The 20,582-nt window shown below is 53.6% G+C and carries 20 protein-coding genes; 9 read left to right on the top strand and 11 right to left on the bottom strand.

Translation table 11 applies throughout. The features are described 5' to 3' along the window. Window positions 1–127: 127 nt before the first annotated feature. Genes L6439_RS02910 through L6439_RS02900 form a run of 3 tightly spaced genes read left to right on the top strand, consistent with a single transcriptional unit; the run spans window position 128 to window position 2,706 of the window. Window positions 128–904, top strand: a complete 777-nt coding sequence (locus L6439_RS02910) for an ABC transporter permease (protein WP_133381926.1) — start codon at window positions 128–130, stop codon at window positions 902–904. Beyond that, on the top strand, window positions 901–1,692 hold the full coding sequence (locus L6439_RS02905) for an ABC transporter permease (protein ID WP_213470098.1): 792 nt from the start codon (window positions 901–903) through the stop codon (window positions 1,690–1,692). Before L6439_RS02910 ends, L6439_RS02905 begins: the two co-directional genes overlap by 4 nt. 45 nt (window positions 1,693–1,737) lie before the next feature. Then, window positions 1,738–2,706: an ABC transporter ATP-binding protein gene (locus L6439_RS02900; protein ID WP_213470096.1), complete on the top strand. Its 969-nt coding sequence runs from the start codon at window positions 1,738–1,740 to the stop codon at window positions 2,704–2,706. Window positions 2,707–2,772: 66 nt separating this feature from the next. Here the strand turns inward: L6439_RS02900 and L6439_RS02895 are convergent, their stop codons facing one another. Next, window positions 2,773–3,573, bottom strand: coding sequence for a lanthionine synthetase LanC family protein (locus L6439_RS02895; RefSeq protein ID WP_237096727.1), 801 nt, complete (start codon window positions 3,571–3,573; stop codon window positions 2,773–2,775). A gap of 27 nt (window positions 3,574–3,600) precedes the next feature. Between L6439_RS02895 and L6439_RS02890 the strand changes: the two genes are divergently transcribed. The 3 genes from L6439_RS02890 to L6439_RS02880 are packed head-to-tail and all read left to right on the top strand — an operon-like array spanning window position 3,601 to window position 7,310. Next, a complete protein-coding gene (locus tag L6439_RS02890; protein ID WP_213470092.1) occupies window positions 3,601–5,310 on the top strand; it encodes a peptidase domain-containing ABC transporter in 1,710 nt (569 codons plus the stop codon). A gap of 14 nt (window positions 5,311–5,324) precedes the next feature. Next, a complete protein-coding gene (locus L6439_RS02885; protein ID WP_213470090.1) occupies window positions 5,325–6,587 on the top strand; it encodes a hypothetical protein in 1,263 nt (420 codons plus the stop codon). A 15-nt stretch (window positions 6,588–6,602) separates the two neighbouring features. Beyond that, a complete protein-coding gene (locus L6439_RS02880) occupies window positions 6,603–7,310 on the top strand; it encodes an ABC transporter ATP-binding protein (protein ID WP_213470088.1) in 708 nt (235 codons plus the stop codon). A 130-nt stretch (window positions 7,311–7,440) separates the two neighbouring features. Here the strand turns inward: L6439_RS02880 and bcp are convergent, their stop codons facing one another. The 7 genes from bcp to L6439_RS02845 all read right to left on the bottom strand — a co-directional run bounded on the left by bcp (window position 7,441) and on the right by L6439_RS02845 (window position 12,109). Beyond that, complete coding sequence (bcp, locus tag L6439_RS02875) at window positions 7,441–7,920, bottom strand: thioredoxin-dependent thiol peroxidase (protein ID WP_213470086.1); 480 nt, start codon at window positions 7,918–7,920, stop codon at window positions 7,441–7,443. A 123-nt stretch (window positions 7,921–8,043) separates the two neighbouring features. After that, entirely contained in the window at window positions 8,044–8,331 is a 288-nt protein-coding gene (locus L6439_RS02870) for a hypothetical protein (protein ID WP_213470084.1), read from the bottom strand. A gap of 62 nt (window positions 8,332–8,393) precedes the next feature. Next, entirely contained in the window at window positions 8,394–8,831 is a 438-nt protein-coding gene (locus L6439_RS02865) for a hypothetical protein (RefSeq protein ID WP_213470082.1), read from the bottom strand. A 36-nt stretch (window positions 8,832–8,867) separates the two neighbouring features. Further along, on the bottom strand, window positions 8,868–9,212 hold the full coding sequence (locus tag L6439_RS02860; RefSeq protein WP_213470080.1) for a DUF3139 domain-containing protein: 345 nt from the start codon (window positions 9,210–9,212) through the stop codon (window positions 8,868–8,870). Between the two features lie 228 nt (window positions 9,213–9,440). Then, the gene (locus tag L6439_RS02855) at window positions 9,441–10,226 is read right to left on the bottom strand and encodes an ABC transporter permease (protein ID WP_213470078.1); all 786 of its coding nucleotides are present in this window, start codon (window positions 10,224–10,226) and stop codon (window positions 9,441–9,443) included. A 4-nt stretch (window positions 10,227–10,230) separates the two neighbouring features. After that, window positions 10,231–11,025, bottom strand: a complete 795-nt coding sequence (locus L6439_RS02850; RefSeq protein WP_213470077.1) for an ABC transporter permease — start codon at window positions 11,023–11,025, stop codon at window positions 10,231–10,233. Continuing rightward, complete coding sequence (locus L6439_RS02845) at window positions 11,018–12,109, bottom strand: ABC transporter ATP-binding protein (protein WP_213470076.1); 1,092 nt, start codon at window positions 12,107–12,109, stop codon at window positions 11,018–11,020. Before L6439_RS02845 ends, L6439_RS02850 begins: the two co-directional genes overlap by 8 nt. Window positions 12,110–12,366: 257 nt before the next feature. Between L6439_RS02845 and L6439_RS02840 the strand changes: the two genes are divergently transcribed. From L6439_RS02840 to L6439_RS02830, 3 genes are all read left to right on the top strand, one after another. Continuing rightward, on the top strand, window positions 12,367–13,377 hold the full coding sequence (locus L6439_RS02840) for an LCP family protein (protein WP_213470075.1): 1,011 nt from the start codon (window positions 12,367–12,369) through the stop codon (window positions 13,375–13,377). Continuing rightward, a complete protein-coding gene (locus L6439_RS02835; protein WP_213470074.1) occupies window positions 13,374–14,690 on the top strand; it encodes a glutamate-1-semialdehyde 2,1-aminomutase in 1,317 nt (438 codons plus the stop codon). The genes L6439_RS02840 and L6439_RS02835 overlap by 4 nt, the downstream gene beginning before the upstream one ends. A gap of 375 nt (window positions 14,691–15,065) precedes the next feature. Next, a complete protein-coding gene (locus L6439_RS02830; protein WP_213470072.1) occupies window positions 15,066–16,037 on the top strand; it encodes a beta-channel forming cytolysin in 972 nt (323 codons plus the stop codon). 533 nt (window positions 16,038–16,570) lie between these two features. On the opposite strand, the gene L6439_RS02825 is transcribed toward L6439_RS02830, so the two are convergent. From L6439_RS02825 to L6439_RS02815, 3 genes are all read right to left on the bottom strand, one after another. Continuing rightward, window positions 16,571–17,389, bottom strand: coding sequence for a WcbI family polysaccharide biosynthesis putative acetyltransferase (locus L6439_RS02825; protein ID WP_168183029.1), 819 nt, complete (start codon window positions 17,387–17,389; stop codon window positions 16,571–16,573). 784 nt (window positions 17,390–18,173) lie between these two features. After that, window positions 18,174–19,112 carry a D-alanine--D-alanine ligase gene (locus tag L6439_RS02820; protein WP_269155976.1) on the bottom strand — a complete coding sequence of 313 codons (939 nt, stop codon included), beginning with the start codon at window positions 19,110–19,112 and terminating at the stop codon, window positions 18,174–18,176. After that, the gene (locus tag L6439_RS02815) at window positions 19,109–20,566 is read right to left on the bottom strand and encodes an aminotransferase-like domain-containing protein (protein WP_168179656.1); all 1,458 of its coding nucleotides are present in this window, start codon (window positions 20,564–20,566) and stop codon (window positions 19,109–19,111) included. The genes L6439_RS02820 and L6439_RS02815 overlap by 4 nt, the downstream gene beginning before the upstream one ends. Window positions 20,567–20,582: the final 16 nt, after the last annotated feature.

Genomic DNA, 20,582 nt, shown 5'->3' with positions numbered 1-20,582 from the left:
TGAACACAAAAAACGCTTGCAATCCTTCCGGAACCTCTGGTATGATATTCCTCGCTCTCTCAAGACGCATTACGCTCCCATCGTTGTGTAGGCACGCCGCTAAGCATGAAGATGCCGGAGGTGTTGAATGCTTTTTTGGACGCTAGCACGTAAAATGTACCTCAGCAATTTGCAGTACCGGAGTGCGCATCTTGTGCACAACATCGCCAGCGCTCTGTTCGGTCTCATCTATGTGTCCGTATGGACAGGGATTGCAGAAGGCCGATCGCTCGGCGAATATGGATTGAACGGCATCATCAGCTATGTCGCGTTCAATCAGGCGAGCTTATGGGTCGCCGCTTTTCTCAACAACGGACTCGGCATGGAGCAGTCCGTGCGAACCGGGCAGATTGCCCTCGATCTCGTCAAGCCCGTTCATCTGTTCTATCATCTGATGAGCAAGGAATGGGGGCAGATCGCCTACCAGTTCGTGTATAAGTTTCTTCCGATTTACGCGCTTTATTTCTTCGTATTACCGCTTCACGTCCCCTCATCCGTGACTACGTACTTGTGGACCGCTGTTGCTTTGACGCTCGCCGCGTACATTTCCATTTGCCTGAACTACCTGATCGGAGCTCTGGCGCTCTGGACGACCGAGTCGCGTTGGCTCTATTGGGTGAACTATGCCTTCAGCATGCTGCTGTCCGGCTTCCTCATCCCGATTGAATGGCTGCCTTCTTGGCTTGCCGCCATCAGTGAAGCGTCGTTCTATCCGTTCCTGCACTATGTGCCGACGCGAATCTACCTCGGAATGGAAGCGCCCGCCGCGTTGACAGGCTCTGTCATCTGGTGCGCTCTATTTACCGCTCTATGTCTCGCCGTTACCGGGATCATGAGACGGAAGGTGGAGGTGCAAGGGGGATGACATGGATTCGCATGTACGCGCTGCTCGTGCGCGCAAGCATCCGCAGCCGGATGCAGTACAAGTTCAACTTTTGGTTCTCAACGCTTATGGCTGCGATCATCAGCGTAGTCGAATTTCTAATGCTCGCGGTCATTCTGCTCCGATTCGGCCATATCAAGGGCTGGACCTTGGCGGAGGCCGGCTATTTGTATGCCGTTCTCTCCTTGTCCAAAGCCATCTACCGAATGTTCGCCTCCGACGTGCACCACTTGGAGAAATATTTGGTCACCGGCACGCTCGACGGCTTGCTGCTCCGGCCGATCCCGATACTGCTGGCGTTGATGTCCCAGAACTTCTCGATTCGCTTGGGCGAAGTGGTTCAAGGCACGGCCATCCTCTCGATATGCATCGGAACGCTGATGCAGCAGGGGCAGATTGGATGGACGGCGGTGCCGCTTACGCTGATCGTCATCCTGTCGGGCGCGGTGCTGCTCTTCGCCATCGGCCTGCTGACGGCGTCCGTCGGGTTCTGGATTACGCGCATCGAGGAACTGCAAAACATTACCGAGGATGCCGCCCGCACCGCGGCGCAATACCCGATGAGCATTTATCCGTCATGGCTCCAGGGGCTGCTGCTCAGCATCATTCCTGTCGGCTTCGCCAACTACGTCCCGTCCTTGTATATTTTGCGGAACAACTATGGCATCTGGCTGATTGGACTGTCGGTGCTGATCGCGGCCGGCCTGTTCGTTCTCGCCTTGCGGGTATGGAGAATCGGCCTGGCCCGCTACCAGAGCACGGGAAGTTAGCGTTAGGCAGAGTCAAGCATAGAAGGACGATAAGGGGGTTCAACCGTGATTACCGTGACTGATTTGCACAAACAATTCCGCCGGTCCGCTCCGAAGGAAGGGCGGTTCAAAGGCTTGCGAACGCTTCTGTCACGCGACTATGTCGTGAAGGAAGCCGTGCGCGGCATCAGCTTCCATATTGAGAGCGGCGAGTTCGTCGGTTATATCGGCCCGAACGGCGCCGGCAAATCGACGACCATCAAGATGCTCTCCGGCATTCTTCATCCGACCTCGGGAGAGGTGAGCATCTTCGGGCGGAATCCGCACCGGGAACGAAGGCGGGTAACCCGCAGGCTGGGCGTTCTGTTCGGACAGCGGACCCAACTGTGGTGGGACTTGCCCACAGCCGATTCATTCGATATTTTGGCCGCGATGTACGGCATGGATACGGATGCGGCGCAGCGGAGGCTCGGGATGCTCCGCGAGCTGCTCGGGCTGGATCAATTCCTGAAGACGCCGGTCCGGCAGTTGTCGCTCGGCCAGCGGATGCGGGCCGATATCGCGGCCGCCCTGCTGCATGACCCGGATATTCTGTTCCTGGACGAGCCGACGATCGGGCTCGATGTCATCGCGAAACGGAGCATCCGCCAATTCCTGCGGACAATCAACCGCGAGCTGGGCAAGACGATTCTCCTCACGACGCACGACATGGATGATATCGAGCAGCTGTGCGAGCGCGTCATCGTTATCAACCATGGCCAGATTGGCTTCGATGGCTCGCTTGATCAATTGCGCAAGAGAATCGGCTTGCCGACCCTCATTCGCGTCACGTACCGCGAGGGCGCGGCTTTATCCGAGGAGGTGCCGCACCCGCTGCGCTGCCGTTCCCTTGCCGGCAACACGTTGACGGTGGAATGCAACCGCGAGGAGCTGAGCGCGATGGAGGCGCTGCGCCTGCTCGAACGGTTCGGCGGGATGGAGGATGTTCATATGGAGGAGCCGGATTTCGAGGATATTATCCATCGGGTGTATTAGATAGATTTGATTAGCCAGTAGAACCTTGACGATTCTGCTGGCTAATCCTGTAAATTAACCACCCATTCATCTGAATGCCTTGATGTGAGCATGCGGCTCCTGGAGTGACAAAAATGACGGGCAAGTATCACCCGAAGCCAACCGAAGCAGTTGATATCCGATTCCTGAGATCCCCAGCCACAATCCTTGGATGTTCGAGCACTTAGGGATGCCGGTAAGATACTTCCCCTTGCTCTGGTAATCGTTCAGAGCTTGAGTTCCATACCTCCGGGCCATCTCTATCCATTCAGGACGATTCAGCTCTTTGCCGGCTAATAATAACAACTCCGCATTTCCAAGATCACCATGACATAAACAATGACTTTTTCCAAAACCATATCGAAGGGTCGCCATTACCGCTCTTTCGATTTCTTTCGTAACTTGCTTGGCTTGTGCCTCCCGCAAATAAGGGAGGCACATCGTTAGCCCAATCCCGATTCCGCTTGCCCCATGGCACCAGTTGGCAAGAGTTCCTCCGGCCTGGCTGTCAACCCAGTTTCCATAATCATCGGAATAATGAGAACGCACATATTGAAGCGCGTGTTCCGCCGCTGTCTGATATGCCTGATTTCCGGTCACGGAAGCGAGTCGGAAAAGAGACCAGGCTATTCCCATGCTTCCATGGCCTAAACCAACATAAGCCTGGGATAATCCAGTGGATCTCCAATACCACCCCTTGTCGCTTTCATGGACATTTTTCAATAAGTGATCGCCGTACATGGAGGCGATCTCGATTTCCCGCTCCGTACCCCTTAATGCAAGAACGTAACCCGAAAATTTGTTATCGAATTCCTTTGCCTTGCTCCCGGAGAGCTTTTCAAACCGCAAAAAAGAAAGTCGAAGAACCCTTTTTTTATGTTGTCTATATGGAGTGGGCGGAATCTGCTTTTTGCAATTATTGTCATTGCCTTATTGCTGCAAGCCTTGGGGGTCTTCATTCCTCGCGTAACGCAGTGGTTCATCGATGTCGTAGTTGGGGGGCGTCGTGAAGATTTACTCTTTATATTTAGTGTCATCATTGGCAGCCTTTTTCTATATACCCTGGGATTTCACTGTTTACGGGGCTGGCTCATTGCAAAATTACAATCTAAAATGGATGAAACGATGATGACGAAATATATGGAACGTCTTTTTACCCTCCCCTACGATTTCTTTGATAATCGCAAAGGAGGAGAACTGGTCTTTCGGGCCAACTCCAATATTTTAATCCGAAATATTTTATCCAATCGAGTGGTCTCCATTTTTATTGACTGTCTCTCATTCATTACATACGCAGCACTCATGCTGATAAGCATGCTACAGCTCGGCGTCATGGTCATTGGGATTGGACTTGTTATGCTGGGGCTTATTTTTTTCAGTTCTTACGTTTCTCAGCGTTTATCCCGTCAGGAAGTTTCCGCGCAAACTGAGCTATACGGATTTTTATCTGAAAATATTCAAAACATCACTGATTTGAAATTAATGGGGGCGGAGCAGGATGTCATTGCGAAATGGAAGCTGTTCTTTACGAAACAATTAAAAGCGACGGAAAAGCGAAGCGTCTGGACATCCATCATCGGCTCCAATTCAATCAGCATACAATTGATGCTTCCCCTGCTCCTGTTATGGGCCGGGGCTTATTATGTGCTGGAAGGGAAGATGACTCTTGGAAGCTTGCTGGGATTCCAAGCATTGGCCGCCTCCTTTATGGTTCCAATCGTTTCTTTGGGCCAAACCTATCATGATTTAGTGAATGTACGGACTTATATTCAGAGACTTCAGGATGTAATCGGAAGCACACCTGAACCTATGGGGGAAAAAATCCCCTCTCCGTCGTTTCAAGGTCATATCGAATTTTGCGACGTCTCTTTTAGATACAATAAATATGGCAGTGAGATTCTCAAAAACATCTCTGTGGCTGTCCGGCCGGGTGAACGAATCGCTATCGTTGGCGCGTCCGGATCGGGTAAAAGCACAGTCACTAAGTTATTGCTTGGACTGTACGAACCAACGAAGGGCATCATCAAAATTGACGGCATGAGCATCAATACATGGAACAAACAAGAACTTCGAAAACGTATCGGCGCCGTGCTGCAAGAATCGCGTTTATTTAATGCGACAATTATGGATAATATCCAAATGTACCATAAAAATGTTACAATGGATATGGTTGTGCACGCTTCAAAACAAGCCGCGATTCATGATGATATTATGCGGCTTCCGCTAGGCTATCAGACGATGGTATCTGAGAATGGTTTTAATTTTTCCGGAGGACAACGGCAACGGATCCTTCTCGCTCGCGCTTTGTTCCATCGTCCCACCATCCTGTTGCTGGATGAAGCGACGAGTTCACTGGATTTGATGTCGGAGCAACTCATTTGCGATTCCTTGCGCCATATCTCCTGCTCGCAAATCATTATCGCGCACCGGTTGAGTACCGTTCGGCATGCTGATCGCATCATCGTACTTGATGATGGGAAAATAACCGAGATGGGGAGCCATCAGGAATTGATGAGTTTTCAGGGGAAATATTACGATTTATATACTTCGCAGGATGAGAACCATGTGTTCTCGCCTGTTTCTTAACGGGAGCAGATGTTATGATCTCAAGCTTTCAACTATACAAGACCGTCTATCTATCTCGCGTAAAACAGATGGCACGGCGCGATATCGTACTGCTGGTGGTGATCCTGGCTTTGCTCCCCCGCGGGGCGTCTCAACTGACGGCCATGCTGGCATCCAGTCCGTTCCCTTCCGTCTATATCGGGCTGGGAAGCTGGCTGATCGGTTTCATCGCGGGCATCAGCTTGTTTGCCGCCAGCTCCCATGTGGCGGAGGCTCGCTTTCTATGGTCATCGGGACGGGGAGGTTCCTTTTTAACCGCCTATTCCCTTTGGAAAAAAACGCCCTTCCTGCTCCTCCTCGCGTGGATCATCATCGGCCAGCTCATGTGGACCCCGTCACATGCCGACATGTGGCTCTGGCTCATACTGATGCTGCTTGGATTCTCTTACGCGGAAGTGAGCGGGTATTCCTATAGGTCGGGACGCCTTGCCTTCCAATGGCTGGCTGTGATGTGGCTGGCCGTTAACCTGGCGGGGGTAGTTCTTCCCCTTGCTCTTGCGGCACGGATGCTTGGCGCGGCAATCATCATAGCGCTCCAATTCCTGTGCGCGTTCCGGGCGGCGGAATACGCCTGGCCGCAAGTGATGCGCTCGACGCTTCCTGCAGAGACTGGCGCCAAGACACGCATGCTGTCCCATTATCCGCTGTTCCGCAAGGAGCTTTACTTGGTGACCCGCTTCAAAGACGTTGTTCCCTTTCTCTTCTGCATCTTCGCTTTGGAGCTGTTCTGCTTCTATGCTGCCGCTGACAGTCCCGCGGTCATCCCAATAGGCGCCGGCCTGCTCATCTGGCTGGCTAATGAGATTTGGACGGTGAGAGGCTTCGCGAATGAAGGCAGAGGGCTGTCCTTATATACGGTTACCTTGGATGCATGGCGTACGATGTTGTCTGCGAAATGGCTTTTTTATTGGACAATGGGCGCAAGCATCGCCGCTATTCATTACCTTGGATGGCAGTTCGGAATAGAGCGGTCCTGGACCAATTCAATGATGCTCTTCCTCAAGAGCTCCTTTCTTGCTTCTACACTTGCCTCTTTTGGTCTGTTGGCAGGGTACCGCTTTACGTCTTCCGGCCGCATTACTTTGGTTGGGCAGCTATGGATTACCCCAAGCATGATTCTGCTCCTGTATTTGCATCAATTGCATTTTGTTCTCTTTATTTTATCCACCGCAGTCATTCAGATTGGTTTTATCCGGTTATACCGCACCATTCCTGACAAAATTCCTGCAAATGGTTAAGGAGGGATGCAAGCGATGGGCAAGATAGAGCCTCTCTCGCTGCAATTACATCGCATCGGCTATGCCTACGGTAACACCCCCATCCTGCAAGAGATAGATTGGACCCTGCAATCGGGAGAAATAACGGTCCTACTCGGCCCGAACGGTGCGGGCAAGACGACGCTGCTGCATCTCATTGCCGGAATGAATCAACCGCAGCAAGGCAGCATTACGCTGAATGGCCAGGTTCTGAACTGGCAGGATCAGCGCTACAAACGGCGCGTCGGATATATGATGGAGTTTCCTTTCCAGTACCCGTTTTTGACCGTCCTTGAAATGATGAGATTAAGCGGCCGACTGCGCAATGTCCCCAAAGATTTGCTAGAAGAGCGGATGCAGCACTGGCTCAAGCAATTCGGGCTGCAATCGTACAGCGGTTATCCGATAGGCTCCCTATCTCAGGGCACGGCCAAAAGAGTGGCCCTAGCGTCAACGCTGCTTCACGAACCGGATATTCTCCTCCTGGACGAGCCTACCAACGGTCTGGACCCGGATCAAGTCATTACGGTGCGGGATACGTTGCAGACGTACTGCGCCAAGGGCGCCTTGATTCTGCTATCGACTCATATCATCGGCCTGGCAGAGAAAATCGCGGACCAAGTCGCTATTTTACGGAAAGGGCGCATTGTGTACGCCGGCAATCCGACGGAGGATATCGAAAGCTTATATGTATCTTATGTGTAAACCCTGCTGCGGCGGCGCATTCGATGATGGCCAAGGGGTGCTCTGTATTCGAAGCCTGCACCGGCTCCCGTGCAAAAAGCGGCTCCATGTCCTCCCGGACCTTGGGCCGCCTTTTGTGCATAACATTCATTTAACCTAGCTCGCGCACGGCCTCAAGCACCTCTTCCGTGTGCCCTTTCACCTTCACCTTGCGCCATTCCTTCGCCAGCTTGCCCTCCCCGTCAATCAGAAAGGTCGAACGAACGATGCCGTAATACTCCTTGCCGTACATCTTCTTCAGCTGCCAGACGCCGAACAGGTCGGCCACGGCATGCTCCGTGTCGGCAAGCAGCGGGAAAGGCAGGCCGTGCTTCTCAATGAACTTGTCGTGGGACTTCACGGTGTCGGGGCTAATGCCCAAGACGACCGCATTGTATTTCCCGAAGTCGCCGTGGTAATCGCGGAAGTCGCATGCCTCCTGCGTGCAGCCTGGTGTCATATCTTTCGGATAAAAATAGAGCACGACCTTCTTGCCCGCATAATCGCGCAGCGATATATCGGCGCCCGTCGAGGACGGAAGCGTAAAGTCCGGCACGGCTTGTCCGAGCTGGACTTGATCGGATGAGGTCATTTGCAGCACTCCTTCCCGGCAGCCAAGACAGACTGCCGATGCATGATGCCTCTAGCTTACCATCGAATGCTTCTTTTTTCAAAAAACAACCAATCCCCGATAGCGCCCGCCCCTATGCTTCTGTTAAAAGTAAATCGTCTCCGCGGCCAGCTCCACCGGCTTCGGAATAACCTTCGCGACTTCCCGCTTGAACTTCACCACGTTCATCCAGTCGATGAACTGCTCCGCGCCAAATACATTCACATATCCGCGAAATGTCACTTGCCCGTTCTCGATGACTTCGTTGTACTGCCGGAATGGATGATTGCCCTCCAAATTCCCCAAGAAATCATCAAATTCGCCTTGCAGGGCACGGATGTTGGCGCCGACCTCGTCCGGGCAATCGATATAAGTGAATTGATCGTGATACACGATAATTTCGATAATGATAGCACTCCCCTCCTTCCGCCTGTCCTGTTCTGCTCACGGCAACGTCATCTTAGACAATGTTCAAGCTCAAGGATATGAATCCCTTCGCTCAAAGTCAGCCCGACACCACATGCAAAAAAATATCGAATCTCTTGCTCCTTCGTATGGTAGACCAAATATTGATGGTAGTTCGCCAGCAGTTCCTCGGGAGTCGAACGTATCTCGATTTCAAAAGTCGATTCTCGATAGGTTGGCCCCTGCCCTTCGCCCGTCAAACGGTGGCCTCTCTCCGAAATACCGATGTCGGCCACCGCGCGGATGATTAACAAGTCTTCTCTGCTCATGCTTTCCAGCAGGGCCGCATATTCCTGCTTCAACCGCGCCATCTCCTCCGGATTCCCCTCGAAGCGATCCTCCTGCCTCGCCTCCAGAGTATCGATGCTGCCGCTATACTCGATAATCCGCTTCATCAGAGGCAATAATTCCTTCGCCTTCGTTAACATATCGTCCCTCCCCAGTAGCGAATGCAGTCGCTTTTTCTATGGCGATGCTTCTTCATGTTTATACTTATAATTCTTCCAATCCGCTTCTTCCCGATCGGACATGCCTACTTGAATGATATCTCCTTTTTCGTTTCTTTTGTAGTCATAGGTGATATCGGGCTCATCGGCAAAGACCACCTCCGCTGTATATAAGGAGAGGAATTTGAGTTTCGTATCAAGGTGGAGAATATCGCTTTCGGCATAGCCTTGCCGGTCAATCAGATGCTCATAGGTTGCTTTTTCGAGGGAAGCGAGTTGATATTGAATGTAGGCGAACATCAGGATAGGGATAAGAACAATCATTGCGGCGGTAATGCCGTACACCTTGGCTGCTTTTTTCAAGCCCGCGGCTCCTTTCAATACGGCCTGCACCCTATGTTCCGAATCATTGAGGGGCGACAACTGTCCAGACGGGTTACTCCTTCGACCTCACCTCTATGATTTCCTTCTAGGTATATACAAATGGCTCTCAACTTCGTCCCAAGCGCCACTAATAATAAAAAGCGCCGACCCTAGCATGACAGCCAGAATCGACGGCATTTTTTTAATCGATATATATCTCCCCAAAACCTACGACCCCGCCCCGCGGTACCGCTTGATGCCGACGTTCCACAGCGTCAGGCCGAGCGCGAAGAAGGCGATGCCCATGAGCGGCGTCAGCAAGGCCATCTGCTGCATGCCCTTGCCCTCCACGAAGTAAGAGGCCGGGACGATGCCGACGAAGGCGAACGGCAGCACCCAGGTCAGCAGCACCTGGAGGAACCGGTTGTAGATCGTGAGCGGATAGCGCCCATAGCTCTGAATATTGAAGACGAGCGGCAGGATGCCGGTCGGGGCATCCGTGTAGAACGAGAGCGACGTCAATGCCGCATAGACGCCGAAGTAGACCATGACCGAGCCGGCCAGCATGACGAGCAGCATCAGCAGCTCAATCAGGCCGATAGCGAGTCCGAGCCGGGCCCAGCAGACGCCCATCATGACGGCCCCGACGAGGGAACCGATCAGCGCGGGCGGATCGACATTTTCCAGCAGAATCTGGAACAGATTATGGGCCGGCCGGGTCAGAATGCGGTCCATCTCGCCTTTGACGATATAGCGCTCGCTGAAGTTCCACAGATTGAAAAAACAGCTAAACACGCCATACGGGATCATGAAGTAGCCGTAGACGAAGATCATCTCGTCCCGCGTCCAGCCGGCCAGCGTCGGCGTATGCATGAAGATGACGAAGATGAAGATGAGGTTCGTCGCCTGGAAGAGCAGATCCGAGACCACTTCGACCCAGAAATCCGCCCGGTACGTTAGACGGGTTTTTAAGTAATTTTTCAAATATTCTCCCACGAGACCGAAATAGTACATGCCATTACCCTCCTTGCACGAACAGGCGCTGCCGCGCGGCCCGCCACATCAGCAGAATGGGCACTATCAGCACGGCGAACCAGACGATCTGTATCCCGATCACCGACAGAATCTGGGCGTCCTCGATGCGGCCGGTGAACACCGAGCTCGGCAGGAACGTAATCGCCTGGAACGGCAGCCATTCGTTCAGCGTAATGAGCCAGCCCGGGAAGAACGAGATCGGCACGATCACGCCGGAGAACAGATCGACGACGACCCGCTTCATCCGGATCATGCCCTCATTATTTTCCACGAAAAAGGCGGTCAGGCCCGTAAGAATATTCAACTGCGAATTGATCAGGAAGCTGAAAAAGAGCATCAAGGCGAAAACGAACCAGCGCTTCGGATCCGTCGGCAGCTCCACCGGGAACAGCAGACAGGCAATAATCATGCCCGGCGTCATGAATAAGAGCAAGCGGAAGATGCCTTCGCCGAAGGCCTGCATCATTTTGACAACCAGATAGTTATAAGGACGGATGAACTGAATCGCGACGCTGCCGTCCCGAATCTCGTTCGCAATCTCGCGGTCCAGATTATTGAAATAGAAGGCGCGCGCCATCCACGATACCGCGATGTAGGTCGTCATCTGCCCGGCGGTAAAGCCCGCCAAGGAGCCTTGCCCCCCATAGATCGCCTGCCACGTGAAATAATAGACGCCGATGCTGAGCGTATAAATGAGGATGCCGGAATAATAATTGACCCGGTAAGCCAGCATCGTCAAGAACCGGATCCGGATTAAATCAAGATAAGCGCTAGCCATGAAGCACCGCATCCTTCTCCCGGTCGGCGTCCGCATCGGTTCCGGCCGCGCCGCCGTCTCCGCCCCGGGCCGCCCCGCTTGCCTGCTCCGCATTGCCGGTCTTGTAGATCTCGCGGACGATGTCATCCGTGTTCGTCTCGACAATCTTCAGATCGGAGATCGAAGCTCCCCCGACCACGCGCCCGATGACATCGGAAATATTCGTCTCCAGCGGCACGTGAATGCTTGCTTCGTATGGCGAGTGCACCGTCCAGGTTCCTTCGAGCCCGGAGGTCAGCGCCTCGGCATCGCCCGCGCGCATCGGCTTGGCGAACTGGAAGCGGACCTCTCGCCCCTGGCCCCAGGTGGACTTGAGCATGTCCAGGCTTCCGTCATAGATAATGCGTCCGTCATCCAGCATAATGACGCGGGTGCAGAGCGCCTCGATGTCCTGCAGATCATGCGTGGTCAGCAGAATCGTCGTGCCATGCTCGCGGTTCAGCGTCAGGAGGAAGTCGCGAATCTCCGTCTTCACGACGATATCGAGTCCGATGGTCGGCTCGTCGAGGAACAAGACCGACGGCTGGTGCAGCAGGGACGCCACCAGTTCGCAGCGCATGCGCTGGCCCAGGCTCAGCTTCCTTACCGGCCGGTTCAGCAGATCCTGAAGCTGCAGCCGCTCGACCAACTCGTCCAGACGCCGCTTGAAATCCGCCTCCGGCACCCGGTACACCTTGCGCAGCAGGCGGAACGATTCGATGACGCCGATATCCCACCAGAGCTGGCTGCGCTGCCCGAACACGACGCCGATGCCCTGGACGAACCGCTCCCGCTCCGTGTGCGGGATGAAGCCGCTCACCCGGATATCCCCGGCCGTCGGCACGAGGATGCCGGTCAGCATTTTAATAGTCGTTGATTTGCCGGCGCCGTTCTCGCCGATATATCCGCATATTTCCCCCTGCGGGATCGTGAAGGAAATGTCCTTCACGGCCATGACTTCGTTATATTCGCGCTTGAACAAGTCGAGTAAGGCGCCGCTCAGTCCTTCCCGATTTTTCTGCACGCGGAAGGTCTTGCGCAGATTACGTACTTCAATCGCATTCATCGTTGTCAGCCTCACCCTTTCCGATTGGTTCTCCTTTGGTTGTCCCCTGCGGAGCGAACCTTGCTAATATGCTTGAGTCTCCCCGGGCAGGCCGGGGTCCGAATTGATTTTGGGAACGTAAAGATTTTATAATGAATAGACAAGATGCGGGGATAACATCCATACCTTTTAATATAGCATGTATATCGACTTGAATGAATGCACCGGAGACGACTCCATCATTTTACTGCTCCGCCGGATGCGGAAAGGACCTATCGATGATCAAAAAGTATTGGAAGCACGCACTCGTTGTATTGCTCGTACTGCTCATTGGCAGCGTCGGTTACTACATCTGGGCGATGTACAATAGTCTGAACAGCCTCCAGAAGCCGCCGGATCAGTCCCGCTTCGCGCCTGTCGTGAACAAGCTCCCCGAACCGAAGGAGGTCGCGCCTCCGAAATGGGAAGGCTCGGAGCGCGTCAACATTTTGCTGCTGGGCGGCGACTCGCGGGGGATGAAGCCGGACGAGGTTCCTCGCTCCGATTCGCTCCTGCTCGCATCCTTCGATCCGGCCGCGAACAAAGCGCATCTCTTCTCCATTCTGCGGGATGCCTACGTCGATATTCCCGGGTTCGGCAAGGACCGCATCAATGCCGCTCTCGCCTACGGCGGGCCGGAGCTGGCGATGAAGACGGTCGGCAATCTGACCGGATTGGACATCCAGTATTACGTGTATACCGATTTTCAAGGCTTCATCCAGTTAATCGATGCGATTGGCGGGGTGGAATTCGAGGTCGAGAAGGATATGAAGTATACGAGCAAGGCAGACAACCATGAATTCGATATTAATCTGAAAAAAGGAAAGCAGATCTTGAACGGCGAAACCGCACTCATGTACGTACGATTCCGTTATGACGCCATGTCTGACTTCGCGCGCACGAAGCGCCAGCGCGAGCTGCTGACGGCCGTGGCCGACAAGCTCAAGTCCGCCTGGTCGATCATCCAGCTTCCGTCGCTCATCAATAAGGTCTCCCCCTATGTGGAGACGAATCTGACCGCCGATGATCTCATCAAGCTGGCCGCGCTCGGATATGACAGCACGATCGGTCCGAGCCATCAGCTTCCGCCGATGGACAATGTGGCCGACCTGATGGTCAATCAGTCCGCCGTGCTCCAAGTCCTGGACCATGACCGGCTGAAGCAGTACATTCAAGATGCTCTGAACGACAAGATCGAGGACTCCGCATCGGGAGAAAACAACGACAATAAAGGAGATACATCCCCATGACTACGAACCGACAACGTTCCGCCCAATTGTATGAAGAAGCGCTGCAGCATATCGTCGGAGGCGTGAACAGTCCGTCCCGCTCCTTCAAGGCAGTAGGCGGCGGCGCTCCCGTCTTCATGGATCGCGCGCAGGGCGCTCATTTCTGGGATGTGGACGGGAACCGGTACATCGATTATTTGGCCGCTTACGGCCCGATTATTACGGGGCATGCCCACCCTCACGTGACGGAAGCGATCGTGCGTGCCGCCCGGAACGGCACGCTCTACGGCACGCCGACCGAGCTGGAGATCAAGCTGGCCCGCATGCTGAAGGAAGCGGTCCCTTCCATGGACAAGGTCCGCTTCGTCAACTCCGGCACCGAGGCCGTCATGACGACGATCCGGGTCGCCCGCGCCTACACGAAGCGCGAGAAGGTCATCAAGTTCGCCGGCTGCTACCACGGCCACTCCGACCTCGTGCTCGTGGCGGCCGGCTCCGGCCCGTCCACGCTCGGCGTGCCGGACAGCGCCGGCATTCCGGCCAGCATCGCCCAGGAGGTCATTACCGTGCCGTTCAATGACCTGGACAGCCTGCAGGCTGCGCTTGAGCGCTGGGGCGATGATGTGGCCGCCGTCATGGTCGAGCCCATCGTGGGCAACTTCGGCATGGTCATGCCGAAGCCCGGCTTCCTGGAAGGGCTCTGCCGGCTCGCGCGCGCGAACGGCTCCCTCGTCATCTACGACGAGGTCATCAGCGCGTTCCGCTTCCATTACGGCTCGGCGCAGACGTATGGCGCCTTCCCGGATCATGCGGCCATCGAGCCGGATCTGACCGCGATGGGCAAGATTATCGGCGGCGGACTGCCGATCGGCGCCTACGGCGGGCGGAAGCACGTCATGGAGCAGGTGGCTCCGCTCGGCCCTGCGTACCAGGCAGGCACGATGGCCGGCAACCCTGCCTCGATCTCGGCAGGCATCGCCTGCCTGGAGGTGCTCTCCGAGCCCGGCGTCTATGAACGCATGGAGGAGCTGACCGTCCGCCTGACGGAAGGCATTCAGGAAGGGGCCGATCGATACGGCATTCCGCTCACGATCAACCGGATTCGCGGATCGTTCTCGACGCATTTCTGCGATCATCCGGTGACGAACTACGAGGAAGCCCAGGATACGGACAGCGAAGCCTTCGCCGCCTTCTTCCGCCATATGCTCGACCAGGGCATCTGCCTCGCGCCTTCGAAGTATGAGGCCTGGTTCCTGACGACGGCCCATACCGGCGAGGAAATCGATCGCACGATCGAAGCGGCGCATGAATCGTTCCGCCGCATGAAGCTCTGATTCATAGGCATGAAGACTTGAAAAACGTAACGTTTTTCAAGTAGAATGGAATTAGATATAAGGGAATACACTAAAAAGGGAAGCAGTTGCAGCTGCTTCCCTTGCATGGCAGCCGCTTCAAAGGCGGTGGCTATCGGAAGTTGAAATAGACCGAGCCTTGACCGGGGCGGTCTATTTCTTATTGTTTTGGAAAAAACTGTATCAATCAATCCCCTAGGTTGATCATACAACGGCGAGCGCCCCTGAACTGTCCAGGGGGCGCTCGTTTTTTGTTTTAACATGATTGCTACAAAATATAACAATCCTTATGCCGTGAGGTGACAGCAGCTATGCTACGATTAATCTTAATCGAAGAAAAAGAATGGAGTGAAGCATATGACAAAAAAGAAAAAAAGGTCACCCCTATTTTTTAAAAGCATTACCGCAGTTGCCATTTTACTAGGTTCTCTAACCTTAAATGGACCATCTGTCTCTGCACAAGTAGCGAAAAATTCTCCCATCGATATCGGACAAGGCGCAAAGGTATACAATAACTTTTCTACAAGATTTGGCAATGAAAAAATAAAAACCTCTCTTTCTGTTTCCTTTATTGACGATCCTCATAATAATAAACAAATTGCAGTCATTACTACAGAAGGAAGCAACATTGACGCAGACAGAAAAATCTATTTTCCTGAACAGGATTCGTATCCTGGATATTATCGAGCGACAATGAATTGGGCATCTTCTTATCGGATTGCCATGGAATTAGACGGGAGCGGGGATTTTTTCAAAGTATCTCCTACGAATACCATTGATAAAAAAACGGTATCCTCTACCATTGGATATACTATTGGCGGTGCAATAGGCAGTGTCCCGAACAGCAGTAACAATTGGTCAACCTCCGTGTCTTATGAACAAGCAGACTACAAAACGAATTTAAAAACCGATACGAATAAAAAAGTGGAATGGACAGTACCTTTTGTATCTACTATGAACCAAGGATGGGGGCCATATAATAGAGATTCAAAAACTCCGCCTTATGGCAATGAGCTTTTTAGTAAATCTCGTAACGGCCAAGTCTGGGCAAAAGATAATTTTCTTTCCAGCGATCAGATGCCTGCTTTAGCGGCCTATAGCTTTTCTCCTGCCGTTGTCGCCGTTGTCATTGCCGATAAAACGGAGTCCACTTCTCCATTAACCGTACATTTAGGAAGAACACAAGATAGCTATAAGCTGCAATGGCATAGTGAACTATTTGGACTTGGTTATTGGGTAGGAGACAATGAAAAAGACACCTCCCATTCAACCTTTACTACAAAATATATACTTGATTGGACAAATCATAAATTAATAGAGATTGATTAATGAGGATCGTCACTATAAATCAAATAAGATGAACATGCGGCGGCGAGCGTCCCCTGAACTGTGCAGGGGGCGCTCGTTTTTGATTATCCTCCGCTAGTAACATGATTGCTGCAGAATATAACAATTCTCCTTATGCCGTCTTGTAATCGGACTTTCTGCCATCCTGGGATCGCTTCCGTTCCGCTCCAGGCTTATGCCGAAGCCTCCTCGATTGCCAAGAAAAAATCATCGGGATTGCAGATGGGAATGAAGTACTTAAAAAGGCAGGCCCGTATTATTACAAAAATCATTTGGAAAATACGGTTGACAACCCGGAAAGCAATGGTTTTTGAGTTGCGCTTCGGGCGAATCGCGATAGTGTTACGCCGGTACTCGATCTGTCTATATCTATTGAGGCGAGAACGGAAAATATAAGCTATGTTTCTACGGTGCCTGTATTTATCAGAGGAAACACATTTCCATTGAGAAAAAAGGAGGGGTCTCACTGTACCGAAAAACTACGTTTGGGACCGCCCCATGATTATGAACTTTTTTTAGAACCCTCGCATCGCTAGCGCATGATAATCGACATACCGCGAGATATATTCCGGGAAGGTCAGGATTTCACTGCCCAAGGTGTAGACCCGGTCTTCCGGCTGCACGAAGCTCAGCCCCAGATGCTTGATCACGCTCGGGTATATCGGGTGAATCAGATCGACGAAGTCCGTGTCGTGAACGACATCCGCAATCTCCTCGCCCGAGATGCCAAGCTTCTCCAATATGTTCATCGCCAAGTACTGTATAATCTGATACCGTGGATGGCATATCGTGGCGAATAAGTGAGCCTGCCGGAAGTTCTGTTCGATGAAATCAGCCAGAGGGATATCGATCCCCGCTTCCCGGCTCCGCAGATTGAGCATGAAATCATGATGATATTGGTGCAGGAACGCAGCGGAGTATAGATTTTCGTCAGATAAGTGGGTGATAATCATCTCCTTGCTTGCTCCCGCTTGCAGCAAGCGGATGACATTCTGATCCGCATAGGCGAACAGCGGCTCCTTATTGTCCGGGATGAATTGAGGATAATAGGACATGAAATAGGCATTGCCGATGCTGATGCGGACGCAATGGCCCGGCAGTCTGGTCAATATATAATCGGTGGACAGATAAGGCCCGAAGGCATGGCCCGTTCTCATATAGATGAACAGATCGCATTGGCTCAGCAGATGATCGCCGATGCCGGTGGCTTGATTGCATACCTGAATCATCGGCACCTCTACCAATTCGTACAATTGCCGGAACGTCGCCGACGAAGCCAAATATTTGCGAATCGGAATGCCATGGCAGTTGGCGAACACAATGCATTTCTTCATCGCGCACCTCTCCTCCAGCCCTGTTGCGGGCGTTCGTCTTAGTCCCATCTAGCGGTTTTTACATATAATGCAGATCCTCCGCCGCCTGTAAGGGACATTTTGTCCTTTCCGCTTCTCCAATGCGCCAGATTAGGCCCTACACGGCGAGCTCGGGGCGGGCTAGGAACGAGTTCAAGACGAGTTCGGGGCGAGGTCGGCGCGAATTCGGAGCGAGGCCGGCAATAGACGGAACGGACGGCAGCACATATGTGAAGGCCGGGTTGTCCGGGCGCGACTGCGGGGAAAAGCAAGCCGTTGGAGACAGTTATTCAAGGTGCTCCATTTGGTCTCGTCTCTCCGTAGAAAAATGGATTTAACCCGCTCTGATCGGAGTGCCTGAAAACTGCACATTTTCCCTGGAAACGTCTATCCGGTAGACGAAATCCGCCAAACTACTTTTCAGACACGCCGAGCCAATAAGCGAAATCCGCAAAAGTTGATATTTTTTTCATATAAGTCTACTCGCTAAGCTAAATCCTGCATCAATACAGCAATTCGATAAGGACGCCTTCAGTAGAAAGGGATTCCTGCAAAACTGCAGCAATTTCACCCGTTTCACTTCGCCATGGAGCAAAAGGGCCTAAAATAATGCAGCTGTGCAGCAATTCCTCGGGATGCGGACGCATTGAGCCGAAAATCCTGTAAAATAGCAGCAATTTCCTCCACATGTTCAAGCCCCGGGCCGTCGAGAAAGTTCATGGGGTTTTGGGAGATTCAGTTAACAAAGAAGCAGATCTCCGGGCGTTTATCGTCCAGGGAGACCTGCCTCTTCTGCCGTTCTGGCCTGCAAGGATAGCGTTATGATTTCATCCAGCAGACGGCTGTAAGAAAGGCCCGCCGCTTTGGCGCTTGTCGGGAGCAAGCTGTTCTTGGTCAGTCCCGGAAGCGTGTTGACTTCCAATACATAGGGAGTCCCGCCGGCCAGCATCATGTCGATGCGGGCATACACGCTGCACTTCATGGCCTTATAGATTCGGAGGGCGGCCTCGCGAACCGCCGTGCCATAGGGCTCCGGCAATTCGACGGCCTCCTCCTCCGCCCCGCCGTCGCAATATTTGGATGAATAGTCGAAGAAATGAGCCTTGGCCTTAATCGATACGGTCGGCAGCAGCGTTCCATTCAGCACCGGGCACGTAATCTCGTCCCCGGCGACATATTGCTCCAGCAGCACCTCCCGGTCCCACGCCAGCGCGTCCGCGACGGCTTGACGGAGACGGTCCGGGCCGTCCGCAATCTGCACGCCGATGCTGGAGCCGCCCGTATTCGGCTTCACGACGACAGGGTAGCCGAGCTGCCGGCCGACCGCTACCGTGTCGAGCTCATCGAGCGAAGCAATCAGCATCCAGTCCGGGGTCGCCAATCCCTCGAAGCGGATGATTTTCTTCGTCAGTTCTTTATCCATGCACAGGCTGCTGGATAAGACGCCCGATCCGGTATAGGGGATGCCTAGCGTCTCCAGCGTGCCCTGCACCGTTCCGTCCTTGCCGTATTTCCCATGCAGCGCCAACAGGGCGATATCGATCCCTTTGACCTTGTCGATCAGTTCCTCCGTGGAATTCAGTTCGATGGGGACCGCTTCATATTTGTAATCCAGATTCGCCATCATTTCCTTCCCCGTCATAAGCGACACTTGGCGTTCAGAGGAGACGCCTCCCATAATCACGCCGACTTTGATCGCCTTCATCCCGTTACCTCCCCCATGAGCTGCCTGACCGTCCTGCCTATCGTCGCGATGCCCGCCTCCAATTCCCCTTCCGAGACGCGCGAGAAGCCGAGCCGGAACGTATTGGCGCCGGAGCCGTCGGTATGGAAAATATCGCCCGGCGTAAAGACAACGCCTTGCCGCACGCACGCGCCGAGCACATCGCGCGCGGCCAATGATTCGTGAAGTTCGATGAATAAGTGCAGTCCGCCGTCGCCGCTCAGCCTGGCGAACGGAATATGCTCCCGGCACCATTGCACGGCCAGCTCGTATTTGCGCTTGTAAGCGTTTCGGGCCCGCTTGATATACTTTTCGAAATTTCCGTTATGCAAGTATTGATATAAAATCGCCTGATCCAACGTAGACGTATGAATGCTCCGCGCCCGCTTCATGCTCTCCAAATAATCGACGAGCTCCCGATCCGCCAGCACCCAGCCTACGCGAATCCCCGGGAACAGCACCTTCGAATAGCTGCCGATGTAGACTACGTTGTTCCCGCTGCCGCCGCAGGCAATCATCGGGGCGACGTGCGAGCCGGAATAGCGCAGCTCCTCGTTGAAGCCGTCCTCGATCACCGGAATATGGTAATCGCCGAACAGGCGCAAGGCCTCCATCCGCTTCTCCGGGGACATGACGATCCCGGTCGGATTATGATAGGACGGAATGAGATAAGCCAGGTCGAAGGACTGTCGGGCCAATTCCCGCTCCAGCTCCTCCAGTTGGAGTCCGTCCTCCTGCATGGCGACTCCGGTGATCTCCAGGCCGTGCATCTTGAACAGCTTGATCGCCGTATGATGGGTCGGGTTCTCGCACAGCACGCGCCCGTGCGGCTTGCGCAGGGCCGAGAGGACTAGATCGAGCCCTTCGGTAAAGCCATTCGTCACCAGCAAATCTTTGCCGGACAAGTCCACGCCCTTCGTCTCCATGTACCGGAGCAGGCAGTCGATTAACGGCTTGTAGCCTTTCGCATAGCCATAGTTCAGCAATATCTCGCCTTCGAGCGACATCCGATCGAGAAAGGCCCGCTTCACATTGTCCAGATCGAACAGCTTCTCGTCCGGGGCAATGCTCGTGAACGAAATCATCCCCTTCTCCCAGCGAACGCCATGCTTCATCAGATCGAGCTCCTCGGCCGTGCGCGCGCATGCCCCGATCCTATCCCTCCACTCCAGCCGCGCGCCGTCCACGGCCGGCACGACCTCCTGCGCCACATAGCTGCCTTTGCCCGCCACGGAATGAATCAGTCCTTCGTCCTCCAGCTCCCGGTAGGCCGTCATGACCGTGTTGCGGCTCAATTGCCATAAGGAGGCGAACTCGCGGGTCGAAGGGAGCTTCTGATCGGCGCGCAAAATTCCTTTATATATCAACTCTTTGATATAGTCCTTCACTTGAACGGAAGCGGGACGTCCATCTACGAGCTTGAAATCGTTGAACATTCACTCATCCCCTTAC

The organism is Paenibacillus dendritiformis, assembly GCF_021654795.1.
In the GTDB taxonomy this organism is placed as follows: domain Bacteria; phylum Bacillota; class Bacilli; order Paenibacillales; family Paenibacillaceae; genus Paenibacillus_B.
Note: the sequence above shows the minus strand (reverse complement) of the source record. Positions and strands in the feature narration are given on the sequence as shown.

Excerpts from the sequence above, each read along its gene's own strand:
- L6439_RS02820 (WP_269155976.1), bottom strand. The coding sequence starts at position 19,112 with ATGAAGGCGATCAAAGTCGGCGTGATTATGGGAGGCGTCTCCTCTGAA.
- L6439_RS02855 (WP_213470078.1), bottom strand. The coding sequence starts at position 10,226 with ATGTACTATTTCGGTCTCGTGGGAGAATATTTGAAAAATTACTTAAAA.
- L6439_RS02845 (WP_213470076.1), bottom strand. The coding sequence starts at position 12,109 with ATGAATGCGATTGAAGTACGTAATCTGCGCAAGACCTTCCGCGTGCAG.
- L6439_RS02825 (WP_168183029.1), bottom strand. The coding sequence starts at position 17,389 with ATGAAGAAATGCATTGTGTTCGCCAACTGCCATGGCATTCCGATTCGC.
- L6439_RS02840 (WP_213470075.1), top strand. The coding sequence starts at position 12,367 with ATGATCAAAAAGTATTGGAAGCACGCACTCGTTGTATTGCTCGTACTG.
- L6439_RS02890 (WP_213470092.1), top strand. The coding sequence starts at position 3,601 with ATGTTGTCTATATGGAGTGGGCGGAATCTGCTTTTTGCAATTATTGTC.
- L6439_RS02815 (WP_168179656.1), bottom strand. The coding sequence starts at position 20,566 with ATGTTCAACGATTTCAAGCTCGTAGATGGACGTCCCGCTTCCGTTCAA.
- L6439_RS02885 (WP_213470090.1), top strand. The coding sequence starts at position 5,325 with ATGATCTCAAGCTTTCAACTATACAAGACCGTCTATCTATCTCGCGTA.
- bcp (WP_213470086.1), bottom strand. The coding sequence starts at position 7,920 with ATGACCTCATCCGATCAAGTCCAGCTCGGACAAGCCGTGCCGGACTTT.
- L6439_RS02880 (WP_213470088.1), top strand. The coding sequence starts at position 6,603 with ATGGGCAAGATAGAGCCTCTCTCGCTGCAATTACATCGCATCGGCTAT.
- L6439_RS02905 (WP_213470098.1), top strand. The coding sequence starts at position 901 with ATGACATGGATTCGCATGTACGCGCTGCTCGTGCGCGCAAGCATCCGC.
- L6439_RS02830 (WP_213470072.1), top strand. The coding sequence starts at position 15,066 with ATGACAAAAAAGAAAAAAAGGTCACCCCTATTTTTTAAAAGCATTACC.
- L6439_RS02910 (WP_133381926.1), top strand. The coding sequence starts at position 128 with ATGCTTTTTTGGACGCTAGCACGTAAAATGTACCTCAGCAATTTGCAG.
- L6439_RS02865 (WP_213470082.1), bottom strand. The coding sequence starts at position 8,831 with ATGTTAACGAAGGCGAAGGAATTATTGCCTCTGATGAAGCGGATTATC.
- L6439_RS02850 (WP_213470077.1), bottom strand. The coding sequence starts at position 11,025 with ATGGCTAGCGCTTATCTTGATTTAATCCGGATCCGGTTCTTGACGATG.
- L6439_RS02835 (WP_213470074.1), top strand. The coding sequence starts at position 13,374 with ATGACTACGAACCGACAACGTTCCGCCCAATTGTATGAAGAAGCGCTG.